The sequence below is a fragment of the Rhodophyticola porphyridii genome (genome assembly GCF_003688285.1).
GTDB classification, from domain to species: domain Bacteria; phylum Pseudomonadota; class Alphaproteobacteria; order Rhodobacterales; family Rhodobacteraceae; genus Rhodophyticola; species Rhodophyticola porphyridii.
Map to the genome: position 1 here is coordinate 139,347 of NZ_RCNT01000005.1, position 14,141 is coordinate 153,487.

11 protein-coding genes are annotated in these 14,141 nt (G+C 67.6%); 9 read left to right on the forward strand and 2 right to left on the reverse strand.

Going from position 1 to position 14,141, the window contains the following annotated elements; all coding sequences use genetic code 11:
• Positions 1-39: 39 nt before the first annotated feature.
• Entirely contained in the window at positions 40-1,896 is a 1,857-nt protein-coding gene (locus D9R08_RS11110) for a peptidylprolyl isomerase (RefSeq protein ID WP_121898119.1), read from the forward strand.
• Positions 1,897-1,899: 3 nt separating this feature from the next.
• On the forward strand, positions 1,900-3,411 hold the full coding sequence (gene trpE, locus D9R08_RS11115; protein WP_121898120.1) for an anthranilate synthase component I: 1,512 nt from the start codon (positions 1,900-1,902) through the stop codon (positions 3,409-3,411).
• Between the two features lie 36 nt (positions 3,412-3,447).
• On the opposite strand, the gene D9R08_RS11120 is transcribed toward trpE, so the two are convergent.
• On the reverse strand, positions 3,448-5,031 hold the full coding sequence (locus D9R08_RS11120; protein WP_121898121.1) for a divergent polysaccharide deacetylase family protein: 1,584 nt from the start codon (positions 5,029-5,031) through the stop codon (positions 3,448-3,450).
• A 124-nt stretch (positions 5,032-5,155) separates the two neighbouring features.
• On the opposite strand from D9R08_RS11120, the gene D9R08_RS11125 reads away from it, so the two are divergent.
• The 6 genes from D9R08_RS11125 (at position 5,156) to D9R08_RS11150 (ending at position 11,758) form a co-directional block, all read left to right on the forward strand.
• Positions 5,156-5,743: an anthranilate synthase component II gene (locus D9R08_RS11125; protein WP_121898122.1), complete on the forward strand. Its 588-nt coding sequence runs from the start codon at positions 5,156-5,158 to the stop codon at positions 5,741-5,743.
• Complete coding sequence (gene trpD / locus D9R08_RS11130) at positions 5,740-6,759, forward strand: anthranilate phosphoribosyltransferase (RefSeq protein ID WP_121898123.1); 1,020 nt, start codon at positions 5,740-5,742, stop codon at positions 6,757-6,759. Before D9R08_RS11125 ends, trpD begins: the two co-directional genes overlap by 4 nt.
• Positions 6,756-7,568, forward strand: coding sequence for an indole-3-glycerol phosphate synthase TrpC (trpC, locus tag D9R08_RS11135; RefSeq protein ID WP_121898124.1), 813 nt, complete (start codon positions 6,756-6,758; stop codon positions 7,566-7,568). The genes trpD and trpC overlap by 4 nt, the downstream gene beginning before the upstream one ends.
• Complete coding sequence (gene moaC, locus D9R08_RS11140; RefSeq protein WP_121898125.1) at positions 7,568-8,047, forward strand: cyclic pyranopterin monophosphate synthase MoaC; 480 nt, start codon at positions 7,568-7,570, stop codon at positions 8,045-8,047. Before trpC ends, moaC begins: the two co-directional genes overlap by 1 nt.
• Positions 8,044-9,228 (forward strand): molybdopterin molybdotransferase MoeA, encoded by a 1,185-nt coding sequence (locus D9R08_RS11145; protein WP_121898126.1) that lies wholly within the window; start codon positions 8,044-8,046, stop codon positions 9,226-9,228. Before moaC ends, D9R08_RS11145 begins: the two co-directional genes overlap by 4 nt.
• Before the next feature lie 112 nt (positions 9,229-9,340).
• The gene (locus D9R08_RS11150) at positions 9,341-11,758 is read left to right on the forward strand and encodes a GcvT family protein (RefSeq protein ID WP_121898127.1); all 2,418 of its coding nucleotides are present in this window, start codon (positions 9,341-9,343) and stop codon (positions 11,756-11,758) included.
• A 2-nt stretch (positions 11,759-11,760) separates the two neighbouring features.
• Here D9R08_RS11150 and D9R08_RS11155 read toward each other — a convergent pair whose 3' ends face one another.
• Positions 11,761-12,636 carry a LysR substrate-binding domain-containing protein gene (locus D9R08_RS11155; RefSeq protein ID WP_158598986.1) on the reverse strand — a complete coding sequence of 292 codons (876 nt, stop codon included), beginning with the start codon at positions 12,634-12,636 and terminating at the stop codon, positions 11,761-11,763.
• 130 nt (positions 12,637-12,766) lie between these two features.
• On the opposite strand from D9R08_RS11155, the gene D9R08_RS11160 reads away from it, so the two are divergent.
• Positions 12,767-14,107: an MmgE/PrpD family protein gene (locus D9R08_RS11160; protein ID WP_121898306.1), complete on the forward strand. Its 1,341-nt coding sequence runs from the start codon at positions 12,767-12,769 to the stop codon at positions 14,105-14,107.
• The last annotated feature ends 34 nt before the right edge of the window (positions 14,108-14,141 follow it).

The following is a 14,141-nucleotide window of genomic DNA, read 5'->3' on the forward strand; positions in this document are numbered from 1 at the left end:
ATCAAGCCAAACAACGCCCATGGGAGGGGATGATCCGCGATGGTCAAAGGTACCGCCAAGAAAGCCTCCAACATCTTCGTCTGGATCATTCTGGGCCTTCTTATGATTGCCCTGACCGGCTTCGGGATCACCAGTTTCAGCGGTTCCGCCAGCCAGGTGGGCAGCGTCGGCTCCGCCCGTATCACCGCCAATGACTACGCGCGCGCGCTCCAGCGGGAGATAAGCGCACAGGTGGCCCAGACCGGGCGGCCGGTGAACCTGAACCAGTTGACGGCGCAGGGGCTGGACCGGGCCGTGCTGGACGGGTTGATCGCGCGTGCGGCGCTGGCCAACGAAACCCGCGAGATGGGCCTTTCGATCGGCGATCTGGAGGTTGCGCGGCAAATCCGGGAAACCAGTGGGTTCGCCACGCCCGAGGGTGGGTTCGACCGGGCAGCCTATGAGTTCGCCCTGCGCGAAACCGGGCTGACCCCGGCGGAGTTCGAGCAAAATGTGCGCGAGGACGTGGCCCGCTCGCTGTTGCAGATCGCGGTCGTGGGCGGAGTTCAGGCGCCAGAGCTCTTCGCCGAGACCCTGACGGCCTACCAGACCGAAACGCGCGACTTTTCGGTGCTGCGCGTGACCGAGGCGCAGCTGCCCACCGGGCTGGCCGCGCCGAGCGAGGACGATCTGCAGGCCGAATACGCCGCCAACGAGGCGCAGTTCATGCGGCCCGAGATGCGCGCGGTCACCTATGCCTGGGTCCGGCCGAGCATGATCATGGATGACATGGAGATCGACGAGCAGGCGCTGCGCGATCTGTATGAGGAACGCGCGGAGCTGTATAATCAGCCCGAGCGGCGGCTGCTGGAGCGGTTGGTCTATCCGTCTCTGGAAGAGGCCGAGGCGGCGCGCGCCTCGCTGGATGCCGGCGAGGCGAGCTATGACGATCTGGTCGCGGCGCGGGGTCTGACGCTGGAAGACGTGGATATGGGCGAAGTGGCCGCCCCGGACCTGAGCGGGGCCGCCGCCGAGGCCGTGTTCGGAACCGAGGAACAGGAGATCATCGGGCCGGTGGAAAGCGCCTTCGGTCCGGCGATTTTCCGGGTGAACGCGGTGCTGGATGCCACGCAGGTGCCCTTCGAGGAGGCCGAGGAGGATCTGAGCGCCGAACTGGCCGCGGAGGCCGCGCGCCGGGCGATCGACGATATCCGGGGCGATGTGGACGACCTGCTGGCCGGCGGCGCAACCCTTGAGGAACTGGCCGGCGATACGCTGATGGAGTTGGGCACGATCGAGTGGTCCCCCGGTTCCGACGAGGGGATCGCGGGCTACGACGCCTTTCGCGAGGCCGCAGCCGCAGCGCGGGAGGGCGATTTTCCGGAATTGCTGGAGCTATCCGATGGCGGGCTTTTCGCGATCCGTCTGGACGAGGTGATCCCCCCGGCCCTGCCGCCGCTGGACGAGATCCGCGATGAGGTGGCCGAAAGCTGGCTGGCCCGGCATCGGCGCGAACAGCTGGCCGCACATGCGCAGGAGCTGGTTGGACGGCTGACGCGCGGCACCGCGCTTGAGGACCTGGGGCCGGCGGTGACCCAGGAGGTGCAGATCCGGCGTCAGGATTTCATACCGGACATGCCGCCCACGCTGGTCTCGCAGATCTTCCAGCTTGACAGCCCGGGCGATACCGCCGTGATCCCGGGCGCGGATTTTGCGGTGATCGCGCGGCTGGACGAGATCAACTCCGGCACCCGTGGCAGCCCCGGAGCCGAGGCGCTGCTGGCGCTGGTTTCAGAGCAGGTCCGCCAATCGATCGCGCAGGATGTGTTCGAGAGCTTCGGTCAGGCGCTGGAGGCGGATGTGGGCATTTCGCTGAGCCCGTCGGTCATCAATGCCGTGCATGCTCAGTTCCCCTGAGGCATGGCGCTGATCCCGACATATGACACGTTCGCCGAAGGCTGGGCGGCGGGGCGCAATCAGCTTGTGCACGCCCGTCTGGCCGCGGATCTGGACACGCCGGTTTCGGTGATGATGAAGCTGGCCGATGCTGGCCGCGACAGCTTCATCCTGGAATCCGTGACCGGAGGAGAGGTGCGCGGGCGCTATTCGATCATCGGGTTGAAACCCGATCTGATCTGGGAGTGCCGGGGTGACTGCGCGCGGATCAACCGCACTGCCCGCTACGACCGCGATGCATTCGCCCCCTGCGACGTGCCGCCGCTCGATGCGCTGCGCGCACTGCTGGCCGAAAGCGCCATCGACATGCCGGGCGATCTGCCCGCCGCCGCCGCGGGCCTGTTCGGATATCTGGGCTATGACATGATCCGGCTGGTGGAGCATCTGCCGGATGTGAACCCCGACCCTCTGGGCCTGCCCGATGCGGTGCTGATGCGCCCGTCGGTCATTGCCGTTCTGGACGGGGTGAAGGGCGAGGTGACGGTGGTGTCGCCGGCCTGGGTTTCGGGCGGCCTGTCGGCGCGCGCGGCCTATGCGCAGGCTGCCGAGCGGGTTTCCGACGCGCTGCGCGATCTGGAGCGCGCGCCCCTGGGCGCAACCCGCGAAATGGGCGCGACGGCGCCGATGGCGGAGCCCGTTTCGAATTTCACGAAGGCCGATTATCTGGCCGCGGTCACAAGGGCCAAGGACTATATCCGTGCGGGTGACATCTTTCAGGTCGTCCCGTCGCAGCGCTGGACCCAGGAGTTTCCGGAACCGCCCTTCGCGCTCTACCGCGCGCTCCGGCGGACCAACCCCTCCCCCTTCATGTTCTTCTTCAATTTCGGGCCGTTTCAGGTGGTGGGCGCCAGCCCCGAGATCCTCGTGCGGGTTTTCGGCGGCGAGGTCACGATCCGGCCGATCGCCGGCACGCGCAAGCGCGGTGCCACGCCCGAGGAGGACAAGGCGCTGGAAGCCGATCTGCTGGCCGACCAGAAGGAACTGGCCGAGCATCTGATGCTGCTGGATCTGGGCCGGAACGACACCGCCCGCGTCTCGAGGATTGGCACGGTGCGCCCGACCGAGGAGTTCATCGTCGAACGCTACAGCCACGTGATGCATATCGTCTCCAACGTGGTGGGCGAGCTGTCGGAGGAGCATGATGCGCTCTCGGCGCTGCTGGCCGGTCTGCCCGCGGGCACGGTGTCCGGCGCGCCCAAGGTACGCGCGATGGAGATCATCGACGAGCTTGAGCCGGAAAAACGCGGCATCTACGGCGGCGGTGTCGGCTATTTCTCCGCCGGCGGCGACATGGATATGTGTATCGCCCTGCGCACCGCCGTGGTGAAGGATGAAAAGCTCTACATTCAGGCCGGCGGCGGCGTGGTCTATGACAGCGATCCAGAGGCCGAGTTCGAAGAGACCGTGAACAAGGCCCGCGCCATCCGCAAGGCGGCGGAGGATGCGGCGATGTTCACATCGCGCGGCAACGGCTGAGATCGGACCCGCGCCCTTCGGGGCCCCCGCGTAGCGCTAGCGCGTCAGCACGGCCGACACGGGCGCCATCGCCACGCTCTCCGACCGGTCGCCAAGAGCCCAGGAAAACAGCGCCGTCACCGTGTCGGAATAGGTATGACCGACGACGATGACGCTCCCCTCCTGTCCGGCGGCGAAGGCAGCGCGGTCCAGATAGCGGGTGATGACCGTGGCACGCTCCCGCTCGCTGTCGATCTCGCGGAAGAGTGTGGCGGCGGGCACCCCTGCCCGGACGGCACTTTGCTCGGCGGCATTCAGACCGCGCGGATAGGCAACGAGCCCATGACCGGTATCGGCCAGCGCGGCAACGACCGCATCGAGCACCGGACGATCGCCCTGCACGCGGTTCTGGTCGGTATCGAGCAGTGCCACGGTTTCGGGCAACACGTCCAGCGCACCGGCCAGCGCCGTCTCCACATCCGAAGGCGACGCGCCATCGGGCAGCATCTCGGCAAGGATCAGCACCTCGAACCCGGCGGCGCGATAGGCCGCAGCGGTCTCGGCGGCGCCAGGGGCGGTCGGGTCGACGGCAAAGCTGACGGGAAAGGGAAAATCGAGCAGCACCGACCTGTCGAGACCGAAGGCCGGGTCATCGATCAGGATCACCGCCATCACGGGGCGGGTTTCCGACGGGTCGAAAGGCGCGGCATAGGCCTCGATCGCGGGGCGCGGATCTTCCCCCTCGGATGGATCGGGCACGGGCACGCCCGCCGCCGTTTCGGTCGCCTGCGGTCCCGGAGCATCGATCGCGTCGCCGACCCGCGGCAGTGCAGGGCGGAACGATGCGGGCGGCGCCGGTGCGACGGTAGGCGCAGGCGCGGCGCGCGCGGTCTCCTCCCCGGCGGCGGGGGTGTCGGTCGCGGGCCCCTCCGGCAGGTCCGGGGCCGGGGCGGGCATGGTCGCGGGCGTACCGGGATCGGTCTCGATCTGCGGCAGGCCCAGAGGGGCGGGCTGTAATTCCGGCGGCGGCGCAAGGGGATCGGCGCTTGTATCGCTCACCTCGGGCGTGGACGTGTCGGGCATCGGGCTCTCCACCTGGGGCAGAGCCAGCGCGGCCGTTCCTGCGGGGCGCGGCGCGGGCGCCGTATCGGGCACCGGTGAAGCCGCCAGCGTATCTGGCGCGGGAGCCGGGCTGCCTTGTGGCGGCGCGGACACCGGCGCGCTGTCGGGCGCGGGCACTGTCGCGGCCTGTTCGGGCGGCGGGCGGTTGAACTCGGACCCTGCGGGCAGGGGCACATTGTCAGCGGGGCCGGTACGGGTTGCGGTATCTACGGACGCGGCCGGTTGATCCGCGGGCGCGTCCTCCACCGGGGCGGGATCGGTGGACGTGGGCACGGGATCGGCGGGCGCAGTGCCGGCGGGCGGTTCGCTCACGGGCTGTCCGGTCCCGGGCGCGACCGGTGCGGGGGCGGTCTGCGTCCCGGCAGTTTCTTCCGGACCCGATGTGCCCGAAGGCGCGGACTGCGCCTCGTTCACACCGCCGGAACGGTTCGGAAGCGGGGCGCTGAGTGACAATATCGCCAGAAACAGCGCCGCGAACAGCACCCCCAGCAGCATCCCGGTCACCACACCTCTGCCCATTCCGCTCCTCATCCGCTATCACGCACCGTCCCTGCCCGGTCCCTTGACCCCGCGGCGCGGCTGTTGAACATGTATAACGCGGGCGCGCGTCGCCTTCGACCCCTTTCGGAAAGGCTTGGGCAACATGCTGCTCTTGATCGATAATTACGACAGTTTCACCTATAATCTGGTGCACTACCTTGGGGAACTGGGTGCCGATGTGCAGGTTGCGCGTAATGACGCGCTGAACGTGCAGGAGGCGATGGCGCTGAAGCCGCGCGCGATCGTGCTGTCTCCGGGTCCGTGCGACCCGGACCGGGCCGGCATCTGTCTGGCGCTGACCGCGGCGGCGGCGGAAACGGGAACCCCGCTTCTGGGCGTGTGTCTGGGCCACCAGACGATCGGGCAGGCCTTTGGCGGCCGCGTCGTCCAGCATGCCGAAATCGTGCATGGCAAGATGGGCCAGATCCTGCATCGCGGTCAGGGTGTCTTTGCCGGGCTCCCCTCCCCGCTTCTGGGGACGCGCTATCACTCGCTGGTGGTGGCACGCGACGATCTGCCGGACTGCCTGACCGTGACGGCCGAACTGGCCGATGGCACGATCATGGGCCTGCGCCACCGGAACCTTCCGATAGAAGGGGTGCAGTTTCACCCCGAAAGCATTCGCTCGGAACACGGGCACAGGATGCTTCGCACCTTCCTCGACAGCGCCCGGATCGGAGAGCCCGCATGACCGACGCGATGAAGCCGCTGATCTATTCGGCCTCCGAAGGGCCGCTCAGCCGGGCGCAGGCGCGCGCCGCGTTCGAGCATCTGTTCGAGGGGGCTGCGACGCCGGCACAGATCGGCGGGCTGCTGATGGCGATGCGGGCGCGCGGCGAGTCCGTGGCCGAATATGCCGCCGCCGCCGCCGTCATGCGGGACAAATGCATCAAGGTGCGCGCGCCGGAAGGAGCGATGGATATCGTCGGCACCGGCGGCGACGGTATGGGCACGCTGAACATTTCGACCGCGACGGCCTTCGTGGTCGCGGGTGCCGGTGTGCCGGTTGCGAAACACGGCAACAAGAACCTCAGTTCGAAATCCGGCGCTGCGGATGCGCTTGGCCAGATGGGCATCAATGTCATGGTCGGCCCGGAGGTTGTGGAACGCGCCATCGCCGAAGCGGGGATCGGCTTCATGATGGCCCCGATGCACCATCCGGCGATCAAACATGTGATGCCGGTGCGCCTTGAGCTTGGCTCGAAGACCATCTTCAACATTCTGGGGCCGCTGACCAACCCCGCGGGCGTGAAGCGGCAACTGACCGGCGCCTTTGCTATCGACCTGATCTTTCCCATGGCCGAAACCCTGCAGGATCTGGGCAGCGAGAAAGCCTGGCTGGTGCATGGCGCCGACGGCACGGACGAGATTTCGATCAGCGGGCCGACATCCGTGGCGGTTCTCGACGGGGACGACATCACCGCCAGGGAGGTCCACCCCGAAGAGGCCGGCTTGCCGGTGCACCCGCTCCGCGACATTCTGGGCGGCACGCCCGAGGAGAACGGCGCGGCGCTGCGCGCGCTTCTGGCGAGCGAAACCGGGGCCTACAGGGACGCGGTCCTGCTAAACGCAGCAGCGGCGCTGATCGTTGCGGACATGGTGGAGACCCTGTCGGAGGGTGTTGAGATCGCACGGGAAAGCATAGATAGCGGCAAGGCGAAGCAGGCCGTCGAGACCCTGGCCCGCATCACATCGGAGAGCACATGACAACGCCGACGATTCTGGAAAAGATCAAAGCCTACAAGCTGGAAGAGATCGCGCGCCGCAAGGCCGAACGCCCGCTTGAGTCGGTCGAGACGGAGGCCCGCAGCGCCCCGCCGGTCCGCCCTTTCGCCGAGGCGCTGAGCGCGGCGGCGCGCGAAGGCTACGGCCTGATCGCGGAGATCAAGAAGGCCAGCCCGTCCAAGGGCCTGATCCGCGCGGATTTCGACCCGCCCGCCCTTGCGCAGGCCTATGCCACGGGCGGCGCGACCTGCCTGAGCGTGTTGACCGACGGGCCGAGCTTTCAGGGCGCCGACGGGTTTCTGGTGGCCGCGCGGGAGGCTTGCGAGCTGCCGGTGCTGCGCAAGGATTTCCTCTATGATCCCTACCAGGTGGCGGAGGCCCGTGCGCTTGGTGCCGATTGCATCCTGATCATCATGGCCAGTGTCGATGACGGGCAGGCCGGCGAACTGGAGGCCGCCGCCGCCGATTGGGGGATGGATGCGCTGATCGAGGTGCATGACGAGGCGGAACTGGATCGCGCAAGCCATCTGAGCTCACGTCTTGTCGGCATAAACAACCGGGATCTCAACACGTTCGAGACCTCTCTGGATGTGACCCGGCGGCTGGTGCGGATGATCCCAGACGACCGGCTGGTGGTCGCCGAAAGCGGGCTTTCCACGCCGGAGGATCTGGCTGATATGGCGCAATACGGGGCGCGCTGCTTCCTGATCGGGGAGAGCCTGATGCGGCAGGAGGATGTGGCCACGGCGACGCGCAACCTGCTGGCCAACCCGCTGACGGCGCGGTTCTGATGCCGAAACTCACGCATTTCGACGGCGACGGGCAGGCCCATATGGTCGATGTGTCCGAAAAGCCGGTGACGGCCCGAGTTGCCAAGGCCGGAGTCTGGGTGAAGATGTTGCCTGAAACACTTGATCTGGTTGAGAAAGGCAATGCCAAAAAGGGTGACGTTCTGGCGGTTGCGCGGCTTGCGGGCATCATGGGTGCCAAACGCACCGCCGATCTGATCCCGCTTTGTCATCCACTGCCGGTGACCAAGGTCGCCATGGAGCTGGTGGCGGACCCCGCCTTGCCCGGGGTCCGGATCGCAGCGACGGTCAAGACCAACGGTCAGACCGGCGTCGAGATGGAGGCGCTGACCGCGGCCTCCACCGCCGCGCTGACGGTCTACGACATGCTGAAAGCCGTCGATCGGGGGATGGAGATCGGCGGGCTGCGCGTACTCCTGAAAGACGGCGGCAAATCCGGGCGTTTCGAGGCCGAACCGTGATTTCCGTCGCCGAGGCGCTGGCCCATTGTCTGGCCCTGACCCGACCGCTGGAGGTGGAGGAGGTGCCGCTGAGCGAGGCCGCGGGCCGCGTGCTGGCCCGCTCGGTGCTGGCCCGGCGGGACCAGCCGCCCTTTGCGGCCTCGGCGATGGACGGCTATGCGGTTCGGGGCGCGGACGTGGCGCCGGGCGCGCGGCTGACCGTAGTGGGCGAGGTCCCGGCGGGCCACATGTGGTCCGGAAGGATCGGCGCGGGCGAGGCGCTGCGGATCTTCACCGGCGCGCCGGTGCCCGAGGGTGCCGACCGGATCGTCATTCAGGAGGATGTGCAGCGCGAGGGCGACCAAATCATGCTTGGCGACAAGCTGGATGCGGGCCTTCATATCCGCGCGGCCGGCGTGGATTTCCGCAAGGGGCATGGGATCGAGGCACCGCGCCGCCTGTCGCCGGCCGATATCGCGCTGGCGGCGTCGATGAACCACCCCCGCATGCCGGTGACCCGCCGCCCCGATGTGGCGCTGATCGCCACCGGCGACGAACTTGTGCAGCCCGGCGAGACCCCGCGGCCCGACCAGATCATCGCATCGAATACCTATGGGCTGAAAGCCGTGATCGAGGCCGAGGGCGGGCAGGCCCGGCTGCTGCCCATCGCGCGGGACACGCATGAAAGCCTGGAACAGGTGCTGGGTCTGGCCGCGGGCGCCGATCTGATCGTGACGATCGGCGGGGCGTCCGTGGGCGATCACGATCTTGTCGGACAGGTGGCGCAGGCGATGGGGCTGGAGCGGTCCTTCTACAAGATCGCCATGCGCCCGGGCAAACCGTTGATGGCCGGGCGACTGGCCGGGTCGGCCTTGGTCGGGCTTCCCGGAAATCCCGTTTCGTCAATGGTTTGCGGGCATCTCTTCATCGTTCCTATGATGCGCGCCTTTCTTGGGCTGCCCGCGGGCGAACGCCGCCGAAGCCGCGCCCGGCTGACCGTGGATGTGCCTGCGAACGGCCCGCGGGAGCACTATATGCGCGCCTGCCTGTCCCATGGGGCGGACCTCCCCGAGGTGACGCCTGTCGACATGCAGGACAGCTCCCTTCTGACACGGCTGTCGGAGGCGGACACGCTTCTGGTCCTGCCGCCGCATCAGCCGCCACTGAAGGCCGGCGCGATGGTGGAGATCCTGCCGCTCTGAACCGATGACCCCGAAAGAGCGGGGTCATTCCCATAAGGTTTTTTCGTTGTCGCGATCTGGCCAAGCCTCTAGCCCGGTCCTGAGGGCCAGAGGCGAAAAGGACGGGCGCGTGATGAAAGCACATGCACAGGCCGTGGTGATCGGCGGCGGGCTGGTCGGCTGTTCGATCCTGTATCATCTGGCCAAACTGGGCTGGCGCGACGTCGTTCTGCTGGAGCGGGACGAGCTGACATCGGGCTCCACCTGGCATGCGGCAGCCGGCATTCACGGACTTCACGACAGCACCAATATCAGCCGGATCCAGCATTACACTATGGGGTTGTACAAGCAGCTGGAGGCGGAAACCGGCCAGGGTTGCGGCGTGTTTCAGCCCGGCTCGCTCTATCTGGCGCAGACCGAGGCGCGGGAACACCAGTTGCGGCTTCAGGAGGCCAAGGCGCGCTATTACGGGATGAATTTCCACGAGGTGAGCCGGGACGAGGCGGAGCGCCTGCACCCGCTGGTGGATTTCGATGGTATCCGCTGCATCATGTACGAGCCCGATGGCGGCAATGTGGATCCGTCCGGGGTGACCATGGCCTATGCGGCGGGCGCCCGCGCGCGGGGCGCGGAGATCCACCGCTTCACGCCCGTCACCGCCACGGTGCCTCAACCCGACGGATCCTGGGTCGTCGAGACGCCGAAAGGGTCTGTCCGCACGGACTGGGTAGTGAATGCCGCCGGGCTCTGGGGCCGGGAAGTGGCGGCGATGGCGGGGCTGGAGTTGCCGCTGATCCCGACCGAGCACCAGTATTTCGTCACCGAAACCATCGCCGAAGTGGCCGCGCAGGGCCGTCGCCTGCCCTCGGTCGCGGACCGGGATGGCGAATACTACATGCGCCAGGAAGGTCAGGGCCTGCTGATCGGCGCCTATGAGCGCGATATGCGGTTCTGGGCCGAGGACGGCACGCCGCAGGGCTTCGGCCATGACCTCTTCGCCGACGATCTGGACCGGATCATGGACAACGTGATGCGCGCCATGGCGCGGGTGCCGGTTGCGGCGACGGCGGGGATCAAGCGGGTGATCAACGGGCCGATGATCTGGTCGCCCGACAGCGCGGCGCTCTTCGGGCCGGTGCCGGAACTGCGGAACTATTTCTGCTGCAACGGGATCATTCCGGGCTTCTCCCAATCCGGCGGGCTGGGGCTTCTGGCGGCGGAATGGATGATCGAGGGGGAGCCGAGGCTGGACATGTTCGGCTGGGATCTGGCGCGGTTCGGCCCATGGGCCGGCAAGGCCTTCACCAAGGCGCGGGTTCAGGACCAGTACGCCAACCGCTTCGCGATACATTTCCCCAACGAGGAACGCGCCGCCGGCCGCCCTGCCCGCCTGCGGCCCGCCTATGAGATGCAGAAATCCATGGGCGCGGTGTTCGGGTTGAATTGCGGGTGGGAACATCCGTTGTGGTTCGCCGATGAACCCGGTGGGACCGAAACGACCGGGTTCGAGCGGCAAAACTGGTTCGAGCCGGTCGGCCGTGAGGTCCGGATGCTACGAACCCATGTCGGCGTGCTCGACATCTCCAACTTCGCCACCTACGAGATCAGGGGGCCCGGCGCGCAGGACTGGCTGGATGCGCTTCTGGCCAATCGCGTGCCGTCCGTTGTGGGGCGCGCCTGCCTTGCGCCGCTGATCGGGGTGCGGGGCGGCGTGGCCGGCGATTTCACCGTCACCAGACTGGCTCCGGACCGCTTCATGATGATCGGCTCGGGCCTGGCGGAACGCTATCACCGGCGATTTTTCGACATGGTGCCATTACCGCAGGGCACAACCTTCGAGAACCGGACCGATGCGCTTTGCGGCATGAATGTCGCCGGACCGAAATCGCGCGAGTTGCTGCAAAGGCTGACGAACGAGGATCTGTCCAACGCGGGTTTCGGGTTCATGCAGGCCCGGCAGATGGTGGTGGCCGGCGTGCCGGTCGTGGCGCTGCGCGTGTCCTTCACCGGCGATCTCGGCTGGGAGCTGCATTGCGCGGAGGAGCAGCAGACCGCCCTTTACCGGGCCCTGATCGAGGCCGCGCGCGACATGGGCGGCGGCCCGGTCGGCAGCCGCGCGCTCGGCGCGTTGCGGATCGAGAAGGGATATGGCTCATGGGGCCGCGAATACAGCCCCGAATACTGGCCGCAGGAGGTCGGGCTGGACCGGCTGATCAAGCTGGACAAGGATTTTCTGCACAAGGACGCCTATCTTGCGCTGGCCGGGACGCCGCCGCGGGAGACGTTGTCGATCTTCGAGATCGATGCGGTGAATGACGCCGATGCCAGCGGCGGAGAACCGATTTTCCTGCCGGACGGCACCGGTGTGGGCCGGGTCACCTCCGGGGCGTATTCGGCCCATACGGGCAAATCCCTCGCACTTGGCTTCGCACGGGCCGGGACGGCGCAGCCGGGTGACATTGTGGAGATCCATGTGCTGGGGCGGCCGCACAAGGCGCGCATGCTGGCCACGCCGCCGTTCGATCCTGAGGGGTTGAGACTGCGCGGATGAAATCAGCCATTGCCGTCGAGCAGCCAGTCTCGGAACCGTCTGGCAGGTGGCTTCAGGGTCCGGGCGGGCCGGCTCAGATAATAGTTCCACGGGCTGTCGACGGCGCAGGCGAAGGGTTCGGTCAACACGCCGCGCGCCAGATAGGGTTCGGCGAGCGACCGCAGAACCGCGACGCAGCCCAAACCGCTCGCCGCCAGTTCCAGCGCGACATTGGAGGAGTTCGACCGCACGCCCCCGTGCAGATCCAGATCGTCGAGATCCAGCCCCGCGGCGACCGCGCCCCAGCAATCCTGCCGGGTCAGGATATGGATCAGCCCGGCTGCCTTGAGTTGCCCGGGCCGGCACAACACCTCTCCGGCGACCATGTAGCCGGGCGCGCACACGACCGTCAGACGCTCGGGCGCCAGCAGCGCGTCGCCGGGCAGAACCTCGTCCCGGTGCTTGATCGCGACGGTCAGATCGGCAACCTCGCTGATCCGGTCGCCCCAGACCGTTCCGTTGAGGGTGATCGTGAAATCGGGATGGTCCGCCAGAAAAGCGGCGACCCGCGACGCCATCCAGTTTTCGGCCAGGCTGATCGGGCAGGAGATCACCACTGTCTGGTCATGGGTCCGGGCGATGATCGCCTCGGTCGCGTCCTCGATCTGAAGCAGCGCGCGGCGGATGCCGGGCAGATAGGCCTGCCCCGGACCGGTCAGTTCGAGGCTGCGGGCGTGGCGGATGAACAGCGGCTTGCCGAGATACTCCTCCAACGAGCGGACGTGATTGGAAATCGCGGCCTGGGTATAGTTCAGCTCCTCCGCGGCGAGCGTGAAGTTCAGGTGCCGCGCCGCCGCCTCGAAGGAGCGGAGGTGGTTCAGATAGGGTCGGTGTTCCACGGGGGTCGGAGCGCCTTCTTGCCATGTGAGGCACATGAAACCCGCAATTCGCCCCATGGGCCAGAATATTTATGCGTGAGACCCCGTTTTCATTGCGAGACTGGCGGAGAGGCGCATGCCGCAATGGGCCATGAGTAGGACGTTCGCGCATATCGCCGCCTTCGTGCTGGACCGGCCCGCCGCCGACATGCCCGCCAGTGCCCTGCGGTGCGCGGCCTGGCTGCTGCTTGATACGGTCGGCGTGGCCGCCGCCGCGGGCCCGATGGAGGCAGGTATCATCGCGCGGGATACGGCCTGCGCCCTTTATGGCAGCGCCGATCCGGCCCTGACCGCGCGGATGATGTTCGACGGGCGACCGGTCAGCCTTGCCGGTGCGGGCTATGCCGCGGCGACGCAGATCGACAATCTGGATGCCCATGACGGCTACAATCCCTGCAAGGGCCATATCGGGGTGGCGGCGGTGGCGGCCTTCTGCGCGCTGATGCAGCGGGCACCGGAGATGACGGGCCCCGAGGCGCTGGCGCATCTTGTGGTGGGCTACGAGATCGCGGGCCGCGCGGGCAAGGCGCTGCACGCGACCGCCTGCGATTATCACACATCGGGGGCGTGGAACGCGCTTGGCGTCGCGGCGATGGCGGCGCGGATCCGCGGCCATGGGCCGGCGATGCTGCGCGAGGGGCTGGGCATTGCCGAATATCACGGCCCCCGCAGTCAGATGATGCGCGAGATCGCCAGCCCCACGATGCTGCATGACGGGTCCGGCTGGGGCACGTTGGCGGGCCTCTCCGCCGCGGTTCTGGCCGAAAGGGGATTTACCGGCGCGCCCGCGGTGACGGTGGAGGACGCGCCCGAATTCTGGACCGATCTGGGGCGCGACTGGCTGGTGGAGGATCAATACATAAAGCCCTACCCGATCTGCCGATGGGCCCACGGCGCGATTGACGCGGCCCGCGATGTGGTGCTGGCCCACAAGCTTGGCCCCGGGGATATCGCCCATGTGCAGGTCAACAGTTTTGCGGAGGCCGTGGCCCTTTTTTCGGGCCTGCCGCGAACCACGTCCGAGGCGCAGTATTCCCTGCCATTCGCCCTCGCCGCCTATCTTGTTCACGGAGAGATAGGACTGGAGCAGATTTCGGGGCGCGGGCTTGTCGATGCCGACGTGATCGCGATGCACCGCCGGATCGACGTGGCCCGCGCGGCCCGTCACGACGCCACGTTTCCGGCCTGCCGGATGGCCGATATCCGCATCACCACAACGGACGGTCGCATTCTGGCCTCGGGCGACACCCATGCCCGCGGCGACAGGCACCGCCCGTTGAGCGAGGCCGAGATCGCCGCGAAGTTCACCGAGCTTGCGGCGCCGGTTCTGGGCCCGGCCCGCGGCGAGGCGCTGTGCCAGGGGCTCGTCGGGCTGACCGCCCCCCGTAGCCGGTTGGGCGATCTGGCGCCGCTGTTGCTCTCGCCTGCTTGAAACCGCGGATTCGTTGACACAGAGGGGGAACAGG